20 protein-coding genes are annotated in these 19,516 nt (G+C 26.1%); 18 read left to right on the forward strand and 2 right to left on the reverse strand.

The annotated features are described in order from the left end of the window. Positions 1–53: 53 nt before the first annotated feature. Both istB and istA read right to left on the reverse strand, forming a co-directional pair. Positions 54–812, reverse strand: coding sequence for an IS21-like element helper ATPase IstB (istB, locus tag OM90_RS02675; RefSeq protein WP_058485351.1), 759 nt, complete (start codon positions 810–812; stop codon positions 54–56). Next, positions 799–2,094: an IS21 family transposase gene (gene istA, locus OM90_RS02680; RefSeq protein ID WP_058485352.1), complete on the reverse strand. Its 1,296-nt coding sequence runs from the start codon at positions 2,092–2,094 to the stop codon at positions 799–801. The genes istB and istA overlap by 14 nt, the downstream gene beginning before the upstream one ends. Positions 2,095–2,635: 541 nt before the next feature. Here istA and OM90_RS02685 point away from each other — a divergent pair. The 18 genes from OM90_RS02685 (at position 2,636) to OM90_RS02770 (ending at position 19,503) form a co-directional block, all read left to right on the forward strand. Continuing rightward, positions 2,636–3,208: a flavodoxin family protein gene (locus OM90_RS02685; RefSeq protein WP_058485353.1), complete on the forward strand. Its 573-nt coding sequence runs from the start codon at positions 2,636–2,638 to the stop codon at positions 3,206–3,208. Positions 3,209–3,260: 52 nt separating this feature from the next. Continuing rightward, positions 3,261–3,491 (forward strand): hypothetical protein, encoded by a 231-nt coding sequence (locus OM90_RS02690; protein ID WP_058485581.1) that lies wholly within the window; start codon positions 3,261–3,263, stop codon positions 3,489–3,491. Between the two features lie 52 nt (positions 3,492–3,543). Beyond that, positions 3,544–4,254 (forward strand): hypothetical protein, encoded by a 711-nt coding sequence (locus OM90_RS02695; RefSeq protein WP_058485354.1) that lies wholly within the window; start codon positions 3,544–3,546, stop codon positions 4,252–4,254. Between the two features lie 425 nt (positions 4,255–4,679). Further along, positions 4,680–5,324, forward strand: coding sequence for a cyclase family protein (locus OM90_RS02700; protein WP_058485355.1), 645 nt, complete (start codon positions 4,680–4,682; stop codon positions 5,322–5,324). Positions 5,325–5,557: 233 nt separating this feature from the next. Continuing rightward, positions 5,558–7,084, forward strand: coding sequence for a GGDEF domain-containing protein (locus OM90_RS02705; protein WP_058485356.1), 1,527 nt, complete (start codon positions 5,558–5,560; stop codon positions 7,082–7,084). 50 nt (positions 7,085–7,134) lie between these two features. Continuing rightward, positions 7,135–7,974 (forward strand): deoxyribonuclease IV, encoded by an 840-nt coding sequence (locus tag OM90_RS02710; protein WP_058485357.1) that lies wholly within the window; start codon positions 7,135–7,137, stop codon positions 7,972–7,974. Between the two features lie 15 nt (positions 7,975–7,989). Continuing rightward, the gene (cutA, locus tag OM90_RS02715) at positions 7,990–8,304 is read left to right on the forward strand and encodes a divalent cation tolerance protein CutA (protein WP_058485358.1); all 315 of its coding nucleotides are present in this window, start codon (positions 7,990–7,992) and stop codon (positions 8,302–8,304) included. 19 nt (positions 8,305–8,323) lie between these two features. Continuing rightward, positions 8,324–9,409: a DUF362 domain-containing protein gene (locus tag OM90_RS02720; RefSeq protein WP_058485359.1), complete on the forward strand. Its 1,086-nt coding sequence runs from the start codon at positions 8,324–8,326 to the stop codon at positions 9,407–9,409. 193 nt (positions 9,410–9,602) lie between these two features. Continuing rightward, on the forward strand, positions 9,603–10,379 hold the full coding sequence (locus tag OM90_RS02725; protein ID WP_058485360.1) for a sirohydrochlorin cobaltochelatase: 777 nt from the start codon (positions 9,603–9,605) through the stop codon (positions 10,377–10,379). A 217-nt stretch (positions 10,380–10,596) separates the two neighbouring features. Beyond that, the gene (locus OM90_RS02730) at positions 10,597–11,403 is read left to right on the forward strand and encodes a sugar phosphate isomerase/epimerase family protein (RefSeq protein ID WP_058485361.1); all 807 of its coding nucleotides are present in this window, start codon (positions 10,597–10,599) and stop codon (positions 11,401–11,403) included. A gap of 347 nt (positions 11,404–11,750) precedes the next feature. Beyond that, a complete protein-coding gene (locus OM90_RS02735; protein WP_058485582.1) occupies positions 11,751–13,244 on the forward strand; it encodes a DUF1538 domain-containing protein in 1,494 nt (497 codons plus the stop codon). After that, positions 13,237–13,905 carry a P-II family nitrogen regulator gene (locus OM90_RS02740; RefSeq protein ID WP_058485362.1) on the forward strand — a complete coding sequence of 223 codons (669 nt, stop codon included), beginning with the start codon at positions 13,237–13,239 and terminating at the stop codon, positions 13,903–13,905. The genes OM90_RS02735 and OM90_RS02740 overlap by 8 nt, the downstream gene beginning before the upstream one ends. A 192-nt stretch (positions 13,906–14,097) precedes the next feature. After that, positions 14,098–15,024 (forward strand): HNH endonuclease, encoded by a 927-nt coding sequence (locus OM90_RS02745; protein ID WP_058485363.1) that lies wholly within the window; start codon positions 14,098–14,100, stop codon positions 15,022–15,024. 97 nt (positions 15,025–15,121) lie between these two features. Beyond that, the gene (locus OM90_RS02750; protein ID WP_058485364.1) at positions 15,122–15,325 is read left to right on the forward strand and encodes a hypothetical protein; all 204 of its coding nucleotides are present in this window, start codon (positions 15,122–15,124) and stop codon (positions 15,323–15,325) included. Positions 15,326–15,407: 82 nt separating this feature from the next. Continuing rightward, positions 15,408–15,950 carry an O-acetyl-ADP-ribose deacetylase gene (locus OM90_RS02755; protein ID WP_330381816.1) on the forward strand — a complete coding sequence of 181 codons (543 nt, stop codon included), beginning with the start codon at positions 15,408–15,410 and terminating at the stop codon, positions 15,948–15,950. Between the two features lie 244 nt (positions 15,951–16,194). After that, positions 16,195–16,749: a histidine phosphatase family protein gene (locus OM90_RS02760; protein WP_058485365.1), complete on the forward strand. Its 555-nt coding sequence runs from the start codon at positions 16,195–16,197 to the stop codon at positions 16,747–16,749. A 361-nt stretch (positions 16,750–17,110) separates the two neighbouring features. Further along, complete coding sequence (locus OM90_RS12565; RefSeq protein ID WP_058485366.1) at positions 17,111–18,004, forward strand: AraC family transcriptional regulator; 894 nt, start codon at positions 17,111–17,113, stop codon at positions 18,002–18,004. 116 nt (positions 18,005–18,120) lie between these two features. Continuing rightward, positions 18,121–19,503, forward strand: a complete 1,383-nt coding sequence (locus OM90_RS02770) for an ABC transporter substrate-binding protein (RefSeq protein WP_058485367.1) — start codon at positions 18,121–18,123, stop codon at positions 19,501–19,503. Positions 19,504–19,516 lie beyond the last annotated feature (13 nt).

Consider the following 19,516-nt stretch of genomic DNA (forward strand, 5'->3'; position numbering starts at 1 on the left):
TATAAATGTCAAGTTAAAAATGTAACTTTTTGATCATTTAAGAATGTAGTTTTTTACTCATTATCCTGTTGAAAATGATCTTTTAATCTATATGATTTTCCATTAATTGAAACTACATGAGCATGATGAAGGATTCTATCTAAAATAGCACTTGCTATTACTGCATCATAAAATATTTCATCCCAATTATTGAAATTTATATTTGTTGTAAGTATAGTACTTTTCTTTTCATACCTCATATCTATTAGCTGAAAAAATAATTTTGAATCATCTTTGTTTATAGGAAGATACCCCATCTCATCGATTATCAACAATTTATATTTTGCAAAATGTCTTAATCTAGTATCAAGTCTATTTTCTAATTTTGCCTTTTTAAGTTGTTGCAATAAGTCATGGCATTTTATAAAGTATGTACTATATCTTTTTTTAGCTGCAGCAATTCCTATAGAAGTAGCTAAATGAGTTTTCCCAACCCCACTAGCTCCTAAAAATACAATATTTTCTTTAGATTCTAAAAAACGCAATGTTGCAAAATCTAATATTTGTTGTTTATTAATACTAGGTTGAAATTCGAAATCAAAATCCTTTAATTCTTTTTGGTGTGGAAATGCTCCTACTTTTACCATAGAACGAATCATACTTGCTTCTTTAAAATCTATTTCATGGGTCGTTAATTTAGCTAATCCTTCTACAAATGAAAGATTATTAGTATTTATAAAATCTATTACATCATTTAAATGAATGATCATTTGTTTTAATTTTAAATATTCTAGATTATTTATTAATTGTGTATATGAACTAGTTGTCTCCATATATTTCTCCTATCATTTTTAAATTATTTTTTGCAATTTCTTCTATTTCTTCTATAGAATTTTTTAATGTTAAAGAGCTAATAGCTATATAGTGTTCAGGATGATAATTAAGCTTTTGTTTTTTTATTGTATGTATTGTAATTAAATTTGTGCTATAATAGATATGTAATTTATCATCGTATACTTGTAGCTTTAATCTCTTTCCTATATATTCTGGTGGTACGGAATATTGATTTGATTTATAATTAATCATACTTTGAGGATTTACTGTTACAGGTATAGTTTTGATTGAATAAAGATTTCTTATCTGGGCCTTAGGAAGTTCAGATAAGAAATCTTTTTCTTTTTCTAAATGCAAAATAGGTATCTTACCTGTTGTAGTATGACATGTACTATTAATTCTATTATTAAGTTTTGTTATGAGTTGATGAAGTTCGCTATAATTTAATCTTCCATTATATGCCCTTATTTCATCTAATAATTTCATAGGTGCTTCTACTTTTGCTTTTGTATTTGGTTTGCCAGCAATACAAGGACAAACTTTAAAACCATAATCATCTGCAAACTGTTGAAATCTATTATTCACTTTTCCTTTAAAATAATTAGTTCTTGGTTCATCCATAATAGTTTTCATGTTATCAGTTAATAATTCTTTAGGAACCCCTCCAAATATCTCAAATGCTTCATTTAAAAATGAGAATAAAACATCTTGTGTTTTACTAAGGGATAATCTATATACTCTAAATCTTGAATACGATAGGATAATAACAAAAATATTTATTTTTATTACCTCTCCATTACTTAATATAAATTCCATATTTTCTTTCCAATCTACTTGTGCTTGTTGTCCTATACCTGTTTCATAACGCATAGGAGCATTCTTAGAAGAATAATTTTTCCTTCTCTTTCTAAAGTAATTATTGAATTCTTCATGTTTAGAAATATATCTACGAAATGATGATTGTGCACAATCTAGATTGTAATTATCTTTTAAAAATTGCCATAATACCCTTTTATAATAGAATATCTGAACAGATTCATCACTAAGTAAATCTTTAATTATTGGATAGAATTTATCAAGTTTAGATGATCTATTTCTAGTAATAGGCTTTTTATAACCATTAATGTATTTCCCAACTGTTCTAGCATCAACTCCTAACTCTCTTGCTATTTGACTTTTATTTATTTTCAAGTTACTTCCCTCCATAAGAGGCTTTAATTTATTAAGATCCTCTAATTTATTAATTTTTATATTTGTATTTATGTCCATTTGTATAATCATAATTACCTCCTTAATCTTAGAGATAATTATATCTTATTTCCCTACATTCTTAAATGATCATTTTATTACATTTTTATTGTATCATTTATANCCTCCTTAATCTTAGAGATAATTATATCTTATTTCCCTACATTCTTAAATGATCATTTTATTACATTTTTATTGTATCATTTATAAAATACATCGTTGCAAACTTCGCCTATCCATGAGAAAAGACGGAAAATGTGTGATAGGGGCAGAAAGTGATGAATGGGAAAAATTAAAGAACAAAGTATAATATAGTGAAAGATTAAGCTTTGATAAGAAAATTTAGGTTGAGAAGTAAATGTGTTCTGATATTTTCTGTAAATATTTTATCTCCATCTTAACTTAAGATGGAGATTATTTTATGTTTATCTTAATAAATAAAACAAGTAATAAAAATCTATGATATAATTCTAATTAATATATGTAAATAGGAAGGATAGATAAACCTTTAAGTATAACAATATTATAGTTAAGGTTAAAAAAATATATTAATAAAGGAGATAATAGAATAGAAATGAATTTTTGTATTTTGATGGGCAGTCCAAGATTAAAAGGAAATACAGCTGAATTACTAAAACCTTTTATTTCTGAACTTAAAAATAATAAAGCAAATGTTACATATATTCCTTTGTCAGAGAAAAATATTTTACCTTGTAAAGGATGCTATACTTGCCAAGACGTTCAGGATAGATATGGTTGTGTACAGCAAGACGATGTTTTAGAAATCATGGATAGTATTATAGCTTGTGACTGTATTGTTTTGGCTACACCAATATACTCATGGTATTGTACAGCACCAATGAAAGCTTTACTTGATAGACATTATGGACTTAACAAATTTTATGGCAGTGCTAAAGGTTCACTATGGGCAGGCAAAAAAGTAGCTATAATAGCTACTCATGGATATGATGTAGAATATGGAGCAGGTCCTTTTGAAACAGGTATTAAGAGATTGTGTAAACATTCCGGCTTAGAATATATGGGAATGTATTCTGTTAGAGATGAAGATGATTTAGCATCGTTTAAAACAGATTCAGCTGTAAAGGGAGCAAAGGAATTTGCAAGAAAATTGCTTTCATGTAATTAATATTATTAGAGATAAAATATATTTGATAGATATAATGGGGAGAAGAATTTTTATGTATAAAAAATTAAACAATATTTTAAATATTATAATCGGCTCTTTTGTTGGTGTATTTATTGGGCATCTTATATATAAATATTTTGATTATATAAATTATCCTGAGTTATATGTAATGCAATCATCACATTGGTATACAACCATATTTATATATGGTTATATTACTGCTGTTATTATATTGATTTGTATTATCTTAAAATATTTTCTTAAAAAATTTACAAATAAGTAAATTTATTCATAAGGAATAATAACTATTGATCTAAGAGAAGGGGGCTTAAAATATGGAGATAAATTATCTTATTGAAAAAATAAAAGAAGAATGTCCAGATAAAGCTATCGATATATCAGAGAGTCTTGATTTACTTAGAACAGTTATAAACGATACAATAGAAATATTTGGAGATAAAATGAATTCTGCTGTTTTAAATAGAGATTTTAAAAAGATAAGTATTTATAAAGATATGGCAGAAAGTATTCATCAATATGAAAAGAAGATAGAAGAATTAATTTCTTTATTTGAAATAGACGAAATTCCGATAAATGAAGAAACTGATGAAGAAACTGAAAAAAGAACAATACCAAATTATGAAAAATATATAGTAGATAATAAAATAGAGCATACTTTATATGAAAATTTCACTCATAAAAGACCTTTTGGTTTTAAGCTTAATGAAGGAAAGATTATTGAAGCTAGTACGTGGAAAGATATATTGGTAAAAACTTGTGAAATTCTTATGACTATTGATGAAAATAAATTTATGTCTTTTGAAAATAATGACACAATGAATGGTAAAAAGAATAAATATTTTTCTGTAGACCCTAATTTAATAAGAAATCCTAGAAAAATTGGAAACAAAATCTATATAGAAACTAATCAAAGTGGAAATTCTATACGGAATTTAATAATAAAACTTCTTAAAGAGTATAATTTTAAAATTAGCGATTATAAAGTTTATTTTAGAGCAGATTATACCAATTTGAATAATAAATAAATACATAAAACTTTTTAAATTTATTAGAAAATATAATTCACAATAAATAAAGTTTTTTATTAGCAGTGGAGTGAGATTATTTTAAATCTTACTCCATTATTGTTTTTAAAATTTAAATAAAAAAAATTATTAAAAGTTTTTTTAATTTATAAAATAGTATAAGTAAAATATTAATAATAAGTTTGATTTATTGCAGATTATTTATAATTTTAGATCTAGCATACAAAGAAAGTATTAAACAATAATATATATTTTACGATAAATAATTTAAAAAATAGCGAAAAGAATAGGATTTAATTTTTGCTTAAGGAGATTTGTTACTAATAATGGCACTGTATTAATAAAAATGTTATAATAAATTAAAGATTTCTTTTACAAAGGAGGATATAAGGCAAAATTATATATAGGTATGCCTTGTAAATATTATGAAAATTATTGATTTAACTCATACTATTTCAGAGGATATGTCAGTTTATCCTGGAACTGAACAACCAAAATTGAAAACTATAAATATATATGAACAACAAGGTTTTAAAGAAACTTTAATAAATATATTTTCCCATACAGGAACACATATGGATGCACCTGCTCATTTATATGCAGATAAAAAAACTCTTGATAAATTTCATATTAGTCAATTTGTAGGTACAGCTTTTATGATTGATTGTACTGATTTATGTGATGACAATATGATTACGATGAAATATATTAATCAGGATATAAAAAAAGCAGATAAAGCAGAATTTTTGATTTTTAGAACAGGTTGGGGAAAATATTGGGGAACTGACCAATATTATGGTGATTATCCTTGTCTTGATAAGGAAGTTGTAGAGTATATTATACATACTCATAAAAAAGGGATAGGTTTTGATACAATAAGTGTTGATCCTATTATAGATGAAAACTTTACAGCACATAAAAAACTACTTGCTGAAAATGAAATAGTTATAATAGAAAATTTAGCAAATCTTAATGAAATAAAGACAGATTTATTTACATTATTTGCACTTCCTCTTAAATATGAAAATAGTGATGGTGCCCCCATAAGAGCAATTGCTCTAATTAAATAGATAAGAAATCAATCAAATTTGGTTGTTTATACATGTATATATTTGGTAATAAAGTAGTGCAATAAAAAAACTATCCTCTCTTATCCGATAATAATATATAAGATATTTGTTATAAATAGTGTTTATTATATAGGAATATCATGATCTTTTAATTAAACATGGCTTAATTAGTAAAGTGTTAATTTATTTATTTTAAGTTATAAAATAAATAAAAAGTTAAGGGGGAGAGGAAAATGAAATTAAAAAAATCATTGCTAGCTTTAGCTTTGTTTCTTTTATTATATTGTATATTGGGATTCCTTCCCCGGCCGAGTGGTTATGTGCTAGATACTTGGAACTTAAAAATTGGCGATAATATACAGAAAATTAATATACCCTATTATCAAATTATAGACAAACCTGATACAGCTATTTTTCAAACTACATTTTCTATGCCAGAGGGAAATACTTTAGTTATTCCTCAGATAAGCTGTTATGCTTTTGCAGTTAGAGTCAATGGTATTCTTGTAGATCAAGTAGGAGATTTGGAGAATCCTACGGCAAATATTTGGAATTATGCTCATATTATTAATTTAGATAGAAATATTTTAAAAGATAAAAATGAAATTATTATAGAAGCTCATCTATTAGATAGTGTGGGAATGAATATTGCTCCTTTTATTGATGAAACTGATAATGTTTTAAAAAGAATTAGTCTTTTTAATTTTATTAATATCGATATGCATTTAATTATGATAGGAATTAGTATTAGTATAGCTTTTATTATGATGTCAATTTCATATTATAATAAAGCAGAAAAAGGAAAATTTTTTTATTTAGGGTTATCTGTTATTTTAATTTCTATTTATTCTTTTGATAACCATTATCGTCTTTATTCAGGAAATATTGATGATTTTTTATTTATACGAAAAATTTTATTTTCCTTCGCTTACTTGACACTTATATTCCTCATTTTAGGAATAGAAAAATTTGTTGGTAAAATTTTTTATTTAAAAAAAATTATTTTTTCAAGCATTATTATATCCATAATTTTAGTTTTATCGAGTAGTAATTTTACATCGTTGCGAATAAGAACTAATTTTTTAAATCTTGTTATGTTTATAAGTCTTGTAATGATGTTAATCTTCTTGGCCCGTTATAAAAAAGGTAATTGGTATTTTTCAAATATGTTTTTAACTATAAGTGTTGGTTATACGGCAATAACTTTATTTTTTAAAATAAAAGCTCCTTATTTATTTCATTATGGACTTATGGTCTATTTTATAGGATTGGGCATATCTTTAATTGTTGAGTTTTATAATATGTATAATGAAAAAAAACAAATATACCAAAAATCTTTAGTGGATCATCTTACAAAGGCTTATAATCGCAATGTTTTAGAAGAAATGAATATTGCAGAAGGGGATATACTAATATTAGTTGATGTGGATAATTTTAAAAAATATAATGATACTCGAGGTCATAGTATGGGAGATCTTCTTCTAAAACAAATAGTAAATATTGCAAAGTTTTATATTAAGGAAAAGGGAAATATTATTCGTTATGGAGGAGATGAATTTTTAATTGTTTTAAATGGAGTTAGTTATTTTGATGCTGAAAATATTATGCATTCCATACGTAATGAAATTATTAATAAATGTAAGGATAAAGAAATAGATATTTCTTTTGGAATTGCTGAATATAAAGGTGATTTTTCTAGTTCTTTTGATGAAGCTGATAGATTAATGTATGAAATGAAAAAGAAAAACTCTCATTCATAAAAATAGTAAGATTATTGATATATCTAAAAGTAAAAAAACGGAGGAACATAATGTTAAATATAGGATGTCATTTATCTGTATCTAAAGGATTTTATAACATGGGTAAAAATGCTTTGAAAATAAATGCTAATACTTTTCAGTTTTTTACTAGAAATCCTAGAGGAAGTAAGGCAAAGGAAATTGATCCTAAAGATATAGAAAAATTACTAAAACTTATAAAAGATAATAATTTTGCTGTTTTATTAGCTCATGCTCCATATACCTTAAATCCATGTTCTACAAACGAAGAAAATAGATTATTTGCTATGAAAATTATTGCTGATGATTTAGCACGTATGGAGTATTTACCTAATAATTTATATAATTTTCATCCAGGGAATCATATGGGACAAGGAGCAGATAAAGCTATTGAATATATCATTACAATGTTAAATACCATTTTAAAGCCAGAGCAGACGACCATTGTATTATTAGAAACAATGTCAGGGAAAGGTACGGAAATAGGTCGTACCTTTGAAGAATTAAAACGAATTATTGATGGAGTAGAATTAAAAGAAAAAATAGGTGTATGTTTAGATACTTGTCATGTTTTTGCTGCAGGTTACGACATAGTAAATGATTTGGATAATGTACTTGATGAATTTGATCAGATAATTGGACTTGATAAACTTTATGCAATTCATCTTAATGATAGTATGAAACCTTTTAAAAGTTATAAAGATCGTCATGAAAAAATTGGACAAGGATTTATTGGATTAGAAGCTATAACACAAATTATAAATCATCCTAAGCTTCGAAATTTGCCTTTTTTCTTAGAAACTCCTAATGATTTAAAAGGTTATGCAGAAGAAATAAGTTTATTAAAAAATTTATATAAAGATTTTAATTAAGGGGGGCAATTATTTATGGTAAAAATAGAGTGTTTTATACCAGAGGAATATGTTGATAAAGTTAGAGAAGAGTTAAATAAAATAGGTGCTCTTACAATTGATGAAAATTATGATTATTGTATGGCAGTTTCAAAAGTTAAGGGTTCTTGGAGACCACTTGAAGGAACAAATCCATACAAAGGTGAAGTTGGAGAAATATGTGAAGCAGAAGAAGCAAAAATAGAATTTGTATGTAAAGATGAGGTATATAAGGAAGCAGTAAAAGTAATAAAGAAGATACATCCTTATGAAAAACCGGTTATTAATGTTATATCACTTTTAAATTATTAAAATATTAGGGGGAACAAATATGGATAAAAATCAAATACATGTTATTTATGGCAACACTCCCAAAACTATGGTTGGTGAGATTTTAGAGAAAATAAAGCCGGAGAAGGAAATTCCTAAGAAAGCATATATAGGTATAAAACCTAATCTAGTGGTGGCTAAACCTTCCACAAGTGGGGCTACTACTTCTCCAGAGTTGGTGGAAGGAATTATCGAATATTTTTATTCAAAAGGTTATAAGAATATATGTATTTTAGAAGGTTCATGGGTAGGAGACAGGACAGCAAAAGCTTTTAAAGTATGTGGATATGAAAATATTTCTAAAAAATATAAAGTTCCACTTATAGATTTACAAAAAGATAGTCATATAGAATGTACTGTAGATGATATTAAAATAAATATTTGTAGTAAGGTATCAGAAATCGACTATTTAATTAATGTTCCAGTTCTTAAAGGTCACTGTCAAACTAATATAACTTGTGCTTTAAAAAATTTGAAAGGGTGTATTCCAAACTCTGAAAAGAGAAGATATCATACCATGGGATTACACAAGCCTATCGCATATTTAAATAAAGCGATAAAACAAGACCTTATTATTGTAGATGGTATTATGGGAGATTTAAATTTTGAGGAAGGGGGCAATCCAGTGGAAATGAACCGTATAATAGTTGGTTGTGACCCTGTACTCATAGATAGTTACGCAGCAACTTTATTAGGTTTTGATTTAAGTGATATTCCGTATATTGAGATAGCAGAAGAAATAGGAGTAGGAAATAGTGATATATCAAATGCTGAAATTATAGAATTAAATAGTGATAAAAGTACACCGATTAATAGAAAGAGTAAAAAGAGACGTTACACAGAACATATTGAAGAAAAAGAAGCTTGTTCAGCATGCTATGGTACATTGATACATGCGATGGAAAGACTAAGAGAAAGTGGAGATTTAAGAAAAGTTAACTCAAAAATATATATAGGACAATATTATAAAAATAAAACCATAAATGATGGAGTTGGTATAGGACAGTGTACAAAAGGTTGCAAAGAATGTATTCCAGGATGCCCTCCTACAGCAAGAGATATTGTTAAGTATTTTAAAAATTTATAAAAATATAATTTGAGAATTTTACATAAAGTTTATTTATTTAATAGCCAAGATTATAAGACGATATTTATAAAATCTTATGATTTTGGCTAATATTATTAAAATAGAAGAATATTTTCAAATTTATATTTTATAAAAGAATAAAAATAAAGTATTAATTATAAGATTAATTATATAGCAGAAGAGAGGTATATACGTGAAAGATGAATTAATTATAGTTAATCATATAGGGACATCTAATGTTGATGCAATAGACAATGAATTAAAATGGATTGTTAAAGAGATTGAAAATGAGAAGAACTGTGAAGTGGCTTTAGCTTTCAATTCTCAATATGTTATTAATAAATTGCAAAAAAAGAATGTACAAATTAAGCATGTAAAAGATTTACTTTTGGAAGCCGTAGGTAATTATTATATCATAAAGATATTACCAATACATCTTGTTGAGGGAATAGATTATCAAAGATTGAAAGATGTTTGCGAAAGAATTTATGACAATTTATATACGAGGAATACTTGTTCAAAAATAATACTTATTGAATTTTTATTAAAAGATAAGAAAAATGTTCAAAGTATGACTAAAATTATTTCAGATATAGTTAAAGAAAAGGATATGCATATCCTATTTGTAGGACATGGTAGTTTGCATGACTCAGAAATATATTATAGGAATTTTATTGATTCATATAGAGAGATAAACAATCGAGTAAGTTTTATGACATTAAAAACTCCTATATCTTCTATTCTTAATGAAATTCCAGATGAAGTGGTATTATTCCCTTTATTTACAGTAAGTGGGCATCATATGCAAAAAGATATTTTTGAAGGAGAAGAATCTATATATAATCAATTAAAGAAGTTTGGTAAAAAAATACATGCATATTTAAAAATTTCTTTTTATATAACTAAAATTTTATACGTATTAATATCTATTATTGTAAATGCATCTTCCTTAAAATTAGTTTGTTTATAATAACTTTTATAGTATAAATTTCTTTTTATTATAAATTATAAATTTAAACCAGTAAATAATCATTCTTAATAAAAATTCTTATTTTCTCCTACTAAAATATCTGTACTCTTTAATTTTTATTAAATATTTTTGTTATTTCATAAAACTTGTATAAATCAAATTATTCTGATATTATGGTAATATATTTTTTATTGCATATAAGAAAGGAGAAGGTAATATGAAGCTTGCATTTTCAACACTAGGATGCCCTACCTGGTCGTGGGATAAAATTGTTAGTGAAGCTGAAAAAAATGGTTATGATGGCATCGAAATTAGGGGTATAAAAGAAGAAATGTATCTACCTAAAGCGAAAATACTCTTAAAAGCAAACCACCAAAAATTGCTATCTGATTTAACAGAAAGAAATTTATCTATTACAAACCTAGGAAGTGGAGCTAGCTTTCATGATTCTAAAAAATATGAAGCTTCTATAAAAGAAGGTAAAGAATATATTGATTTGGCTTATGATTTAAAAATCCCATATGTAAGAATCTTTGGAGATAAAATCCCTGAACCTGATAAAAAGCAAGAAACTATAGAATTAATTTCAAAAGGAATTAACACATTATGTGAATATGCAAGCCATAAAAATGTAATATGTCTCTTAGAAACCCATGGTGATATTGTAAGTTTAGAAACTCTTATACCAATTATAGATAGAATCAAATATGATAATTTCGGTATTATATGGGACATAGGACATACTTATAAAATTTATGGTGAAGACATATCTGATTTTTTGAATAAAATGTGGCCATATATCAAACATGTACATATTAAGGATTTAACCCTTATAGATGATAAGTTAGAACTTTGTATGATTGGAGATGGTGTAATTCCTATTCCTGAAATAATAAAAGAATTAAAAATAAGAAATTTCAAAGGATATGTTTCTCTTGAATGGGAAAAAAGATGGCATCCAAATTTAGAAGATCCCTCTGTAGTTATTCCATTTTATGCAAAGTATATGAGAGAATATCTTTAAACATATAAAAAATAATATAATAATACTAATATTGTTAAAAACAAACCTTATCATATACTTAACAAATAAAAAAATTGTGGGATATAATTTTTATGAATAAGACTCTTTATAAATTGATAAATTTATAGATTTATAATAATATTATGCTTGACTATAAATACTAATAATATTTTTACTTAATAATTATAAAAATTATATTAATAATATGATTTTTTTAACTAATAACTTTGAAAAATTATTTCTTTAAATTGATATTAAAATTCAGATATGACTTATAAAATGTTAAGACTTCAATAAATTACCTAAGAGACTTAAAAAGCATGAATATAAAGAAAGGATGGCCAATATTGAATGTAATTGTTTCGAGGGTTAAAGAAGTATTTTTATCAGTTGTCCCCATTATTTTATTAGTATTAATACTTAACTTTACTATATCTCCAATGGATACGACTTTAATTATTAGATTTTTAATTGGGGCTTTATTTGTAATCTTAGGATTAACCATATTTTTATTAGGAGTAGATATAGGAATTACTCCTTTTGGTAGTTTAACAGGAGCATCCATTGCTAAAACAAATAAATTATGGATAGTTTTAATAGCAGGATTAATATTTGGTTTTTTTATATCAATAGCGGAGCCGGGATTGATGGTTCTTGCCCATCAAATAAATATAGTTACTTTGGGACAAATATCAAAAATAAGTATTCTTATTATCGTGTCAATAGGATTAGCAATTATGTTGGTGTTAGGATTTATAAGGATTTTTTATAATATTCCTTTATATAAAATTCTCTTTGTTTTATATTTAATTACTTTTGTATTAGCGATATTTTCTTCTCGTGAATTTTTAGCAATATCTTTTGATGCGTCAGGGTCAACTACGGGGATATTAGCTGTACCGTTTATTTTATCTTTATCTACAGGAATATCAAAATTGAAAAAAGATAGTAAGGCTTCTGAAAAAGATAGCTTTGGATTAGTTGCTATTGCATCCACTGGTGCAATTATATCAGTATTGATTTTAGATATATTTTCAAAACCTAATGAATTTTCTGCTGAAATTAATTCGGAGATTTCTAGTTTAAACTCAGTATTAGAAGCATTTATAAAAATAATTCCTAATTGTTTAATGGAAAGCTTTATAGCTATTTTGCCACTGCTTGTAATATTATTAGTTTTACAAAAAATTTCTCTTAGATTAAAGAAAAAAGAACTTAGAAAATTACTTACAGGATTTATTTTTACTTTTATAGGTTTATTTATATTTTTGTTAGGAGTAAATGCTGGGTTTATGGATGTTGGAACAAGCATTGGAAATGATTTAGTTTTGTCAGATAATAAAATATATATAATAATTATTGGTTTTATTTTAGGTTTTGTAACTATTTTAGCAGAACCGGCTGTTTATGTTTTAACTCATCAGATTGAAGATGTAACGAGTGGTTATATAAAAAGAAAAGTTGTTTTAATTCCTCTCGCAATAGGAGTAGGTTTAGCTGTTGCATTATCGGTTATCCGTATTTTAATACCAAAAATACAATTATGGCATTATTTGTTGCCAGGATATATTATATGTTTATTAATGATGTTTTTTATCCCCAAGCTTTTTGTAGGAATTGCATTTGATGCAGGAGGAGTAGCCACTGGACCTATGACTGCTACATTTATTTTAGCTTTTATACAAGGGGCTGCTAATGCTTTTGAAGAGGCCAACTTAATGGTTGATGGTTTTGGTATGATTGCTACCGTTTCCATGACACCAATTATCACATTAGAAATTTTAGGCTTAATATTTGCAATAAAGTTAAGAAAAAAAGGAGTTGAAAGTAAAAATGGCTGAATTTGATGATATATCTCTTTTTGAATTAATTTATGTAATAGTTAATTATGGAATGGGTAGTAAGATATTAAAAAAAGCAAAAAAACATGGGGTTCCTGGTGGCACTATTTTTTTTGGAAGAGGAACGGTAAATAATTCGCTATTAAATTTTTTATCTTTATATGATGAAAGAAAGGAAATAGTTTTATTAGGAGCAGACTATAATACTGCAGACCATGTTATAACAGAATTAAACAAAGAATTTAAATTTGAAAAGCCTAATCATGGTATTGCTTTTACAATTAGTACCTGCAATATTATAGGGTCTAGATGTTATAAGAGAGGAGAACATAAAGAAGAAAGAGGTGTTAACAAATCAATGTATCAGATTATTATTACAATTGTTAATAGAGGAAAAGCTGAAGAAGTAATTGAAGCTGCAAAAGCTGTTGGGTCAAAAGGTGGAACAATAGTTAATGCAAGAGGTTCTGGTGTAAATGAAATGACCAAATTATTTAATATGGATATAGAACCTGAAAAAGAAATGGTCATGATTTTATCTAAAAAAGATTTAACAGAAAAAATTGTATCTTCAATAAGAAAAGAATTAGAAATTGATAAACCAGGAAATGGTATTATTTTTGTACAAGATATTAACAAAGCTTATGGAATTTATGAATAAGATTATTTAAAATAAATTAAAAAAATAAGTTATAGCTTAAAATCACTTCAGATTAAAATATATGAAGTGATTTTTGTTTAAAGATTATGTAGAAAATAAATATAAATATATATATAATATAAATTAGAATAATCTTATAATTTGAAAAAATATATATAATTAATGTGAATTTTGTCTAGGGAGAGCTCTAAGATGAAATTTTTTGTTGGAGTGACTGACAATAATTGGTATAATTTTTTAGCAAATATCAAACCTGATGAGGTGAATTTTTGGCAACCTAAAGGAAAGCAAACTTTTAAGGCAATAGGAGTTAATGATTTATTTCTATTTAAATTACATCATCCATTAAATTTTATAGTTGGGGGAGGTATTTTTGTTAGATATGTACCTTTACCAATTTCTTTAGCTTGGGAAGCATTTGGTAATAAAAATGGTACAGAAAATTATTATAGTTTTCGTGATACAATTTATAAATACAGGAAAACAGATAGGAAAAAAGACCCTGATCCAGTTATTGGATGTATAATTCTTACTTCTCCTTTTTTCTTTAATAAGAATGAATGGATAGCAGTGCCAGAAGATTGGAGTCCTAATATTGTTCGAGGAAAAACTTATGATACTAATACAGTAATTGGTAAAAAATTATATCAACAGATACAAAAAAGATTAAATAAAAATGTATCAGTAAATATAGTGTGTGAAAATAATATGGCAAACAGATATGGACAAAAACAAGTTATTTATCCTCGAATAGGACAAGGTACTTTTAGAGTATTGGTGACAGAAGCTTATAATAGACGTTGTGCAATAACAGGAGAAAAAACATTACCGGTGCTGGAGGCGGCACATATTAAACCGTATTCTCAAAAAGGTCCACATAGTATAACTAATGGATTGTTGTTAAGAAGAGATTTACATACATTATTTGATAGAGGATATATAACAATAGATGAGAATTTACACATTGAAGTTAGCAAAAGAATTAAAGAAGATTATGGAAATGGTAGAGAATATTATGCTTATCATGGGAAAAAACTTGCAACAATTCCTGACACAGTGTTTGAAAAACCTGACCCTAAATTTTTAAGATGGCATAATGAACATGTGTTTTTAGGATAAAATTAAATACTGTAATTTTAAAATTAAAAGTTAGAACAATTTTTTATCAAAATAATAATTAAACATTTTTAATTAAATCAAAAAGGAGATATTTTAAATGAAAATTGGGATGAGAAAGCCAAGTTTAAAAAAGAGAATATCAGCAAGAACAAGTATAAAAAGGCAGATTATACATAGAGCAGGATTAAAAATGCCTAGAGGATATGGTTGGGTTCGAGATCCAAAAAAATATGTATATAATAAAGTATATAATAAAACATCTTTTGATATATTTAAATTACTAAAAAAACTTTTTAAATAATTATAAAAAATAAAAATTTTTATTTTTAATCAACTTATTTTATTAATATAATGAAGCTAAACATATATTAGAAAAATTTATTATGATAGGAACAAAGGAAGTGGTTAAAGTGATAGATAGAATTGATGTTATTAAAGGTGATATTACAAAATGTAATGTAGATGCCATAGTAAATGCCGCCAATAATTCTTTATTAGGTGGAGGAGGCGTTGATGGAGCTATTCATAGAGCAGCAGGAAAAGAATTGCTTGAGGAATGTAGAAAACTTGGTGGGTGTGAAACTGGACAGGCTAAGATTACTAAAGGATATAAATTACCTGCAAAGAGGGTTATTCATACAGTAGGACCAATTTGGCAGGGTGGAAATAAAGGAGAGGATAAATTATTAGCAGCATGTTATAGGAACTCACTAGAACTTGCAGTTGCATATAAAATTAAAACAATAGCATTCCCTTCAATAAGTACAGGTGCATATAGGTTTCCTGTTGATAAAGCTTCTGTTATTGCAATTAACGAGATTAATGAGTTTTTAAAAAAAGATCGTAGTATTGAAAAAGTATTAATGGTTTGTTTTGATGAGAATACATATAAAGAATATATTAAAGCTTTAAAAGATGTAATCTAGTACAATACGATGATTCATGATATTAATGTAATAACATTTTATTATTTTAAATAAATTAAAAAACCTAATGATTGCTTATTTACGCTATTATTAGGTTTTTTTTATTGAATTTTTATAAATAGTTATCAAGTAATATTCATAAAATTAGTATATTACTGAAAAATGTAGATAAAAGGAGATACATTTGATATAATCAATAGAATTAACATATTAATTGAGTTTATAAATAAAAGGGGGGATACACATGTCAACTAATATTTATTTAGTAAGACATGCAGAAGTTAAATATGTTCCAGATGATTTTGTAAGGCCATTATCAGAAAAAGGTAAAAAAGATGTAAAAAAAGTAACTTACTTTTTCAAAGATAAGTTAATTACTAAAGTTATATCAAGTCCTTATATAAGAACTATTGATACAATAAAAGACATTGCATTGGAGAATAATTTAGAAATAGAAGAAATATATGACTGTAGAGAAAGAAAAGTAAGTGATCAATTTATTGATGACTTTGATTCTTTTATTACAAAACAGTGGAAGGATTTTGATTTTCATTTAGAAGGTGGAGAATCTCTTAAACAAGTTCAAGAAAGAGCTATTAATGTTATATTTGATATTTTGGAAAGATATGAAAATGAAAGCATAATTATTGGAACTCACGGGACTTGGTTATCTGTAGTACTTAATTATTTTGATAAAAAGTATGATTATGATTTTTGGAAAACATTAAAAATGCCAGATATATTTATGCTAGAATTTGATAAAAAAGAAATACAAAGGATTAAACATTTTGAGATATAATTTATACTAATCCTGAGTTCAAAAAATATTTTGGATCAGGGTTTTGATTTTTAAACAAGATATTAGGAAATTATAAAATACAGTTTTTAGTAATAAATACAAGTTGCCATATTATTGCACAAGGTTTAAACTTAAAATTAAATATTAAGTAATTAAGAAAATTTTAAAATATTTATCTCATAAAGATATTTGTATATTAGAGAAAAGAAATACGGTGATACAAATGAAAAATAAAAATATTTTATCAAAAAATGTTGGGCATCTTTATATACAAAAAGAGTTATAGAAATAGTTGTTTAGAAAAAGCTAGTTTGAATATTGTAAATAATATTATTTAAAAAGAAAAACTGGAGGAATCAAATTGGAAATTAAAATTAATGACTATTATGAACCAGAACATTTTAGAGCTATATGTGAAGATAATTTTAGTATTTCAAGAACAGGAGAATATGAAAAAAATGAAATGCATCATATCCATGATTCTTGTGAAATATTGTTAGTGGAAGAGGGTATTGTAGATTATTATATTAATGGTAAGAAATTTGAATTAGAGCCTAATAGCATATTAGTTATTGGGTCCAAAGAATATCATATGCGGAGAATAAAAAAACTTCCCTTTATAAGATATGGTCTTACTTTAAAACCTAGATTTTATAAAAGTTTATTTATAGACCAAGATATTTATAAAGTATTTTCAACACCTAAACAAGAAAATTTTAAAAAATATTACAAGAATGTAGATGAAAAATTATTTAATAAACTAATAAATTTATTGTGCAAACTTAAAGAAGAGCAGGTTAAAAATTATGATTTTAATTCATATATGCAAAATTCTATTATAACAGAAATAACTATAATTTTATTTCGATATTTTAATTTAGAAAGGTCTAAAGAAGTAATGACGACTGCTCAAAAAAATATTTTAGATATCAAAGAATATATAGATAATAATTACTATGAAAATTTAGATTTAAAAATATTAAGTGAGGAATTCTATTTACATCCTTCTACTATTAGTAAATATTTCAAAAAATATACTGGGTATTGTCTGAATGAATATATAAATAATGTTAGAATTTGCAATGCTGTACGGTTATTAGAAAGCACACAAGATTCTATAACTGACATCATGGGAAAATGTGGATATAACAGTATAAATACATTTTTGAGACAATTTAAAAATAAAATGGAAATTTCTCCTCTCCAGTATCGTAAGTCAGTTAAGAGATTATATGCAAACTTGACAAAAAAATAGTGATTTTAAACTATATAATATGAAGAATGACATTTGAATAAATGTTACTATGAGGTTGTAAATAGGTTAATTAACCAAATTAAAAATCAATATTATGGAGGGGAAGGGATTTATTTATGAAAAAGAAATTATTAGCATCATTACTTATTGTTATTATGTCAGTATTTACATTGGCAGGATGTGGTAACAAAAGTGATGATAGTAATGATTCGAGTGCAAATAATAATAGTAAAACATCTACAAATAATAACAATGGTGAAACGTCAACAAATAATGATGAAAATGAAAAGGTTACGATTACAATAATGGATGCATATGCTCCAGAGGACCCACATGGTCAATATGTATATGAATATGCTGAAGCATTTATGAAAGAAAATCCAAATATCACTGTTGAAATTCAAGCTATTTCATCAAATGATATTTATACAAAAGTAGCAGCAATGGCTTCATCTAAAGGTGAATTGCCTACAATGTTTTGGACATCTGCTGACCAAATTCCAACATTATTTGACTTAGGAGTAACAGCAGATTTAAATGAAATTTTAGATGAAGAAACACTTAATGGATTGGCAAATGGTGTACAAGAATCATGTATCTTAGATGGAGAGATGACTTATTATCCTGTTGCGGTCGCACCAGTTGCAGTTATTTATCGTAAAGATAGATTTGAAGAAGAGGGGCTTGAAGTTCCAACAACATGGGAAGAATTTATAGATTCTGCAAAGAAACTTACAAAAGATACCGATGGTGACGGAGTTGCAGACCAATGGGGCTTTTCAATGGTTGGATCAAATAACTCATCAGGACAAAGCCGTTTTATGGCTTATTTATGGAGTAATGGTTTTGATTTAGTTAAAAAAGATGATAATGGGAAATGGGTTACAGATATATCATTAGAATCTGATTTTGCTAAAGCTTTTTCTACTTGGACAGATATGAATAATGTTCATAATATTGTTCCTACAGGTATTACTGAAGTTGATTATTCCGTTGCTTCAACTTATTTTGCAATGGGATATACTAGTATGTTTTTAAGTGGATCAAATGCATTAGGAGTTGCTTATTCAAACAATCCTGAATTAGAAGGAAAACTAGGATCATTCAAACTTCCAGGAATAGCTCCAGGAAGCATGCTTAGTGGAGAAGGTTATGTAATTAGTGATAGTGCTACTGATGCTCAAAAAGAAGCTGCAGCAAAGTATCTTAAATTTTTCGTATCAAATGATAAGGATTTAAAATTTTGGCAATCTAGTGGGAAAATTCCTGCAACAACTAAAGGACAAGAGGCAGAATATATTTCTGGAGATGATTACGCAGGTTATTTACAACAGATTGCAGATGGCTGTAGAAGCACTAGTATATTTCCAGGTATTAGTGGATTAAAGAGTGCTTTAGGAGATGCTTATTCTGCAGTATTTAGTAATGAGAAAACTAATGAAGAAGCAATTGAGAGTCTTCAAAAAGAGGTTAATAACTTATTAGAAGATTATAATTAATATAGCAAAATAA

It is taken from the genome of Defluviitalea phaphyphila (assembly GCF_001466305.1).
Classification (GTDB): domain Bacteria; phylum Bacillota; class Clostridia; order Lachnospirales; family Defluviitaleaceae; genus Defluviitalea_A; species Defluviitalea_A phaphyphila.

Bases quoted from the DNA above. Each gene is read 5' to 3' on its own strand.
- istB (WP_058485351.1), bottom strand. From the start codon at position 812: ATGGAGACAACTAGTTCATATACACAATTAATAAATAATCTAGAATAT.
- istA (WP_058485352.1), bottom strand. From the start codon at position 2,094: ATGATTATACAAATGGACATAAATACAAATATAAAAATTAATAAATTA.
- OM90_RS02685 (WP_058485353.1), top strand. From the start codon at position 2,636: ATGAATTTTTGTATTTTGATGGGCAGTCCAAGATTAAAAGGAAATACA.
- OM90_RS02690 (WP_058485581.1), top strand. From the start codon at position 3,261: ATGTATAAAAAATTAAACAATATTTTAAATATTATAATCGGCTCTTTT.
- OM90_RS02695 (WP_058485354.1), top strand. From the start codon at position 3,544: ATGGAGATAAATTATCTTATTGAAAAAATAAAAGAAGAATGTCCAGAT.
- OM90_RS02700 (WP_058485355.1), top strand. From the start codon at position 4,680: ATGAAAATTATTGATTTAACTCATACTATTTCAGAGGATATGTCAGTT.
- OM90_RS02705 (WP_058485356.1), top strand. From the start codon at position 5,558: ATGAAATTAAAAAAATCATTGCTAGCTTTAGCTTTGTTTCTTTTATTA.
- OM90_RS02710 (WP_058485357.1), top strand. From the start codon at position 7,135: ATGTTAAATATAGGATGTCATTTATCTGTATCTAAAGGATTTTATAAC.
- cutA (WP_058485358.1), top strand. From the start codon at position 7,990: ATGGTAAAAATAGAGTGTTTTATACCAGAGGAATATGTTGATAAAGTT.
- OM90_RS02720 (WP_058485359.1), top strand. From the start codon at position 8,324: ATGGATAAAAATCAAATACATGTTATTTATGGCAACACTCCCAAAACT.
- OM90_RS02730 (WP_058485361.1), top strand. From the start codon at position 10,597: ATGAAGCTTGCATTTTCAACACTAGGATGCCCTACCTGGTCGTGGGAT.
- OM90_RS02740 (WP_058485362.1), top strand. From the start codon at position 13,237: ATGGCTGAATTTGATGATATATCTCTTTTTGAATTAATTTATGTAATA.
- OM90_RS02745 (WP_058485363.1), top strand. From the start codon at position 14,098: ATGAAATTTTTTGTTGGAGTGACTGACAATAATTGGTATAATTTTTTA.
- OM90_RS02750 (WP_058485364.1), top strand. From the start codon at position 15,122: ATGAAAATTGGGATGAGAAAGCCAAGTTTAAAAAAGAGAATATCAGCA.
- OM90_RS02755 (WP_330381816.1), top strand. From the start codon at position 15,408: ATGATAGGAACAAAGGAAGTGGTTAAAGTGATAGATAGAATTGATGTT.
- OM90_RS02760 (WP_058485365.1), top strand. From the start codon at position 16,195: ATGTCAACTAATATTTATTTAGTAAGACATGCAGAAGTTAAATATGTT.
- OM90_RS02770 (WP_058485367.1), top strand. From the start codon at position 18,121: ATGAAAAAGAAATTATTAGCATCATTACTTATTGTTATTATGTCAGTA.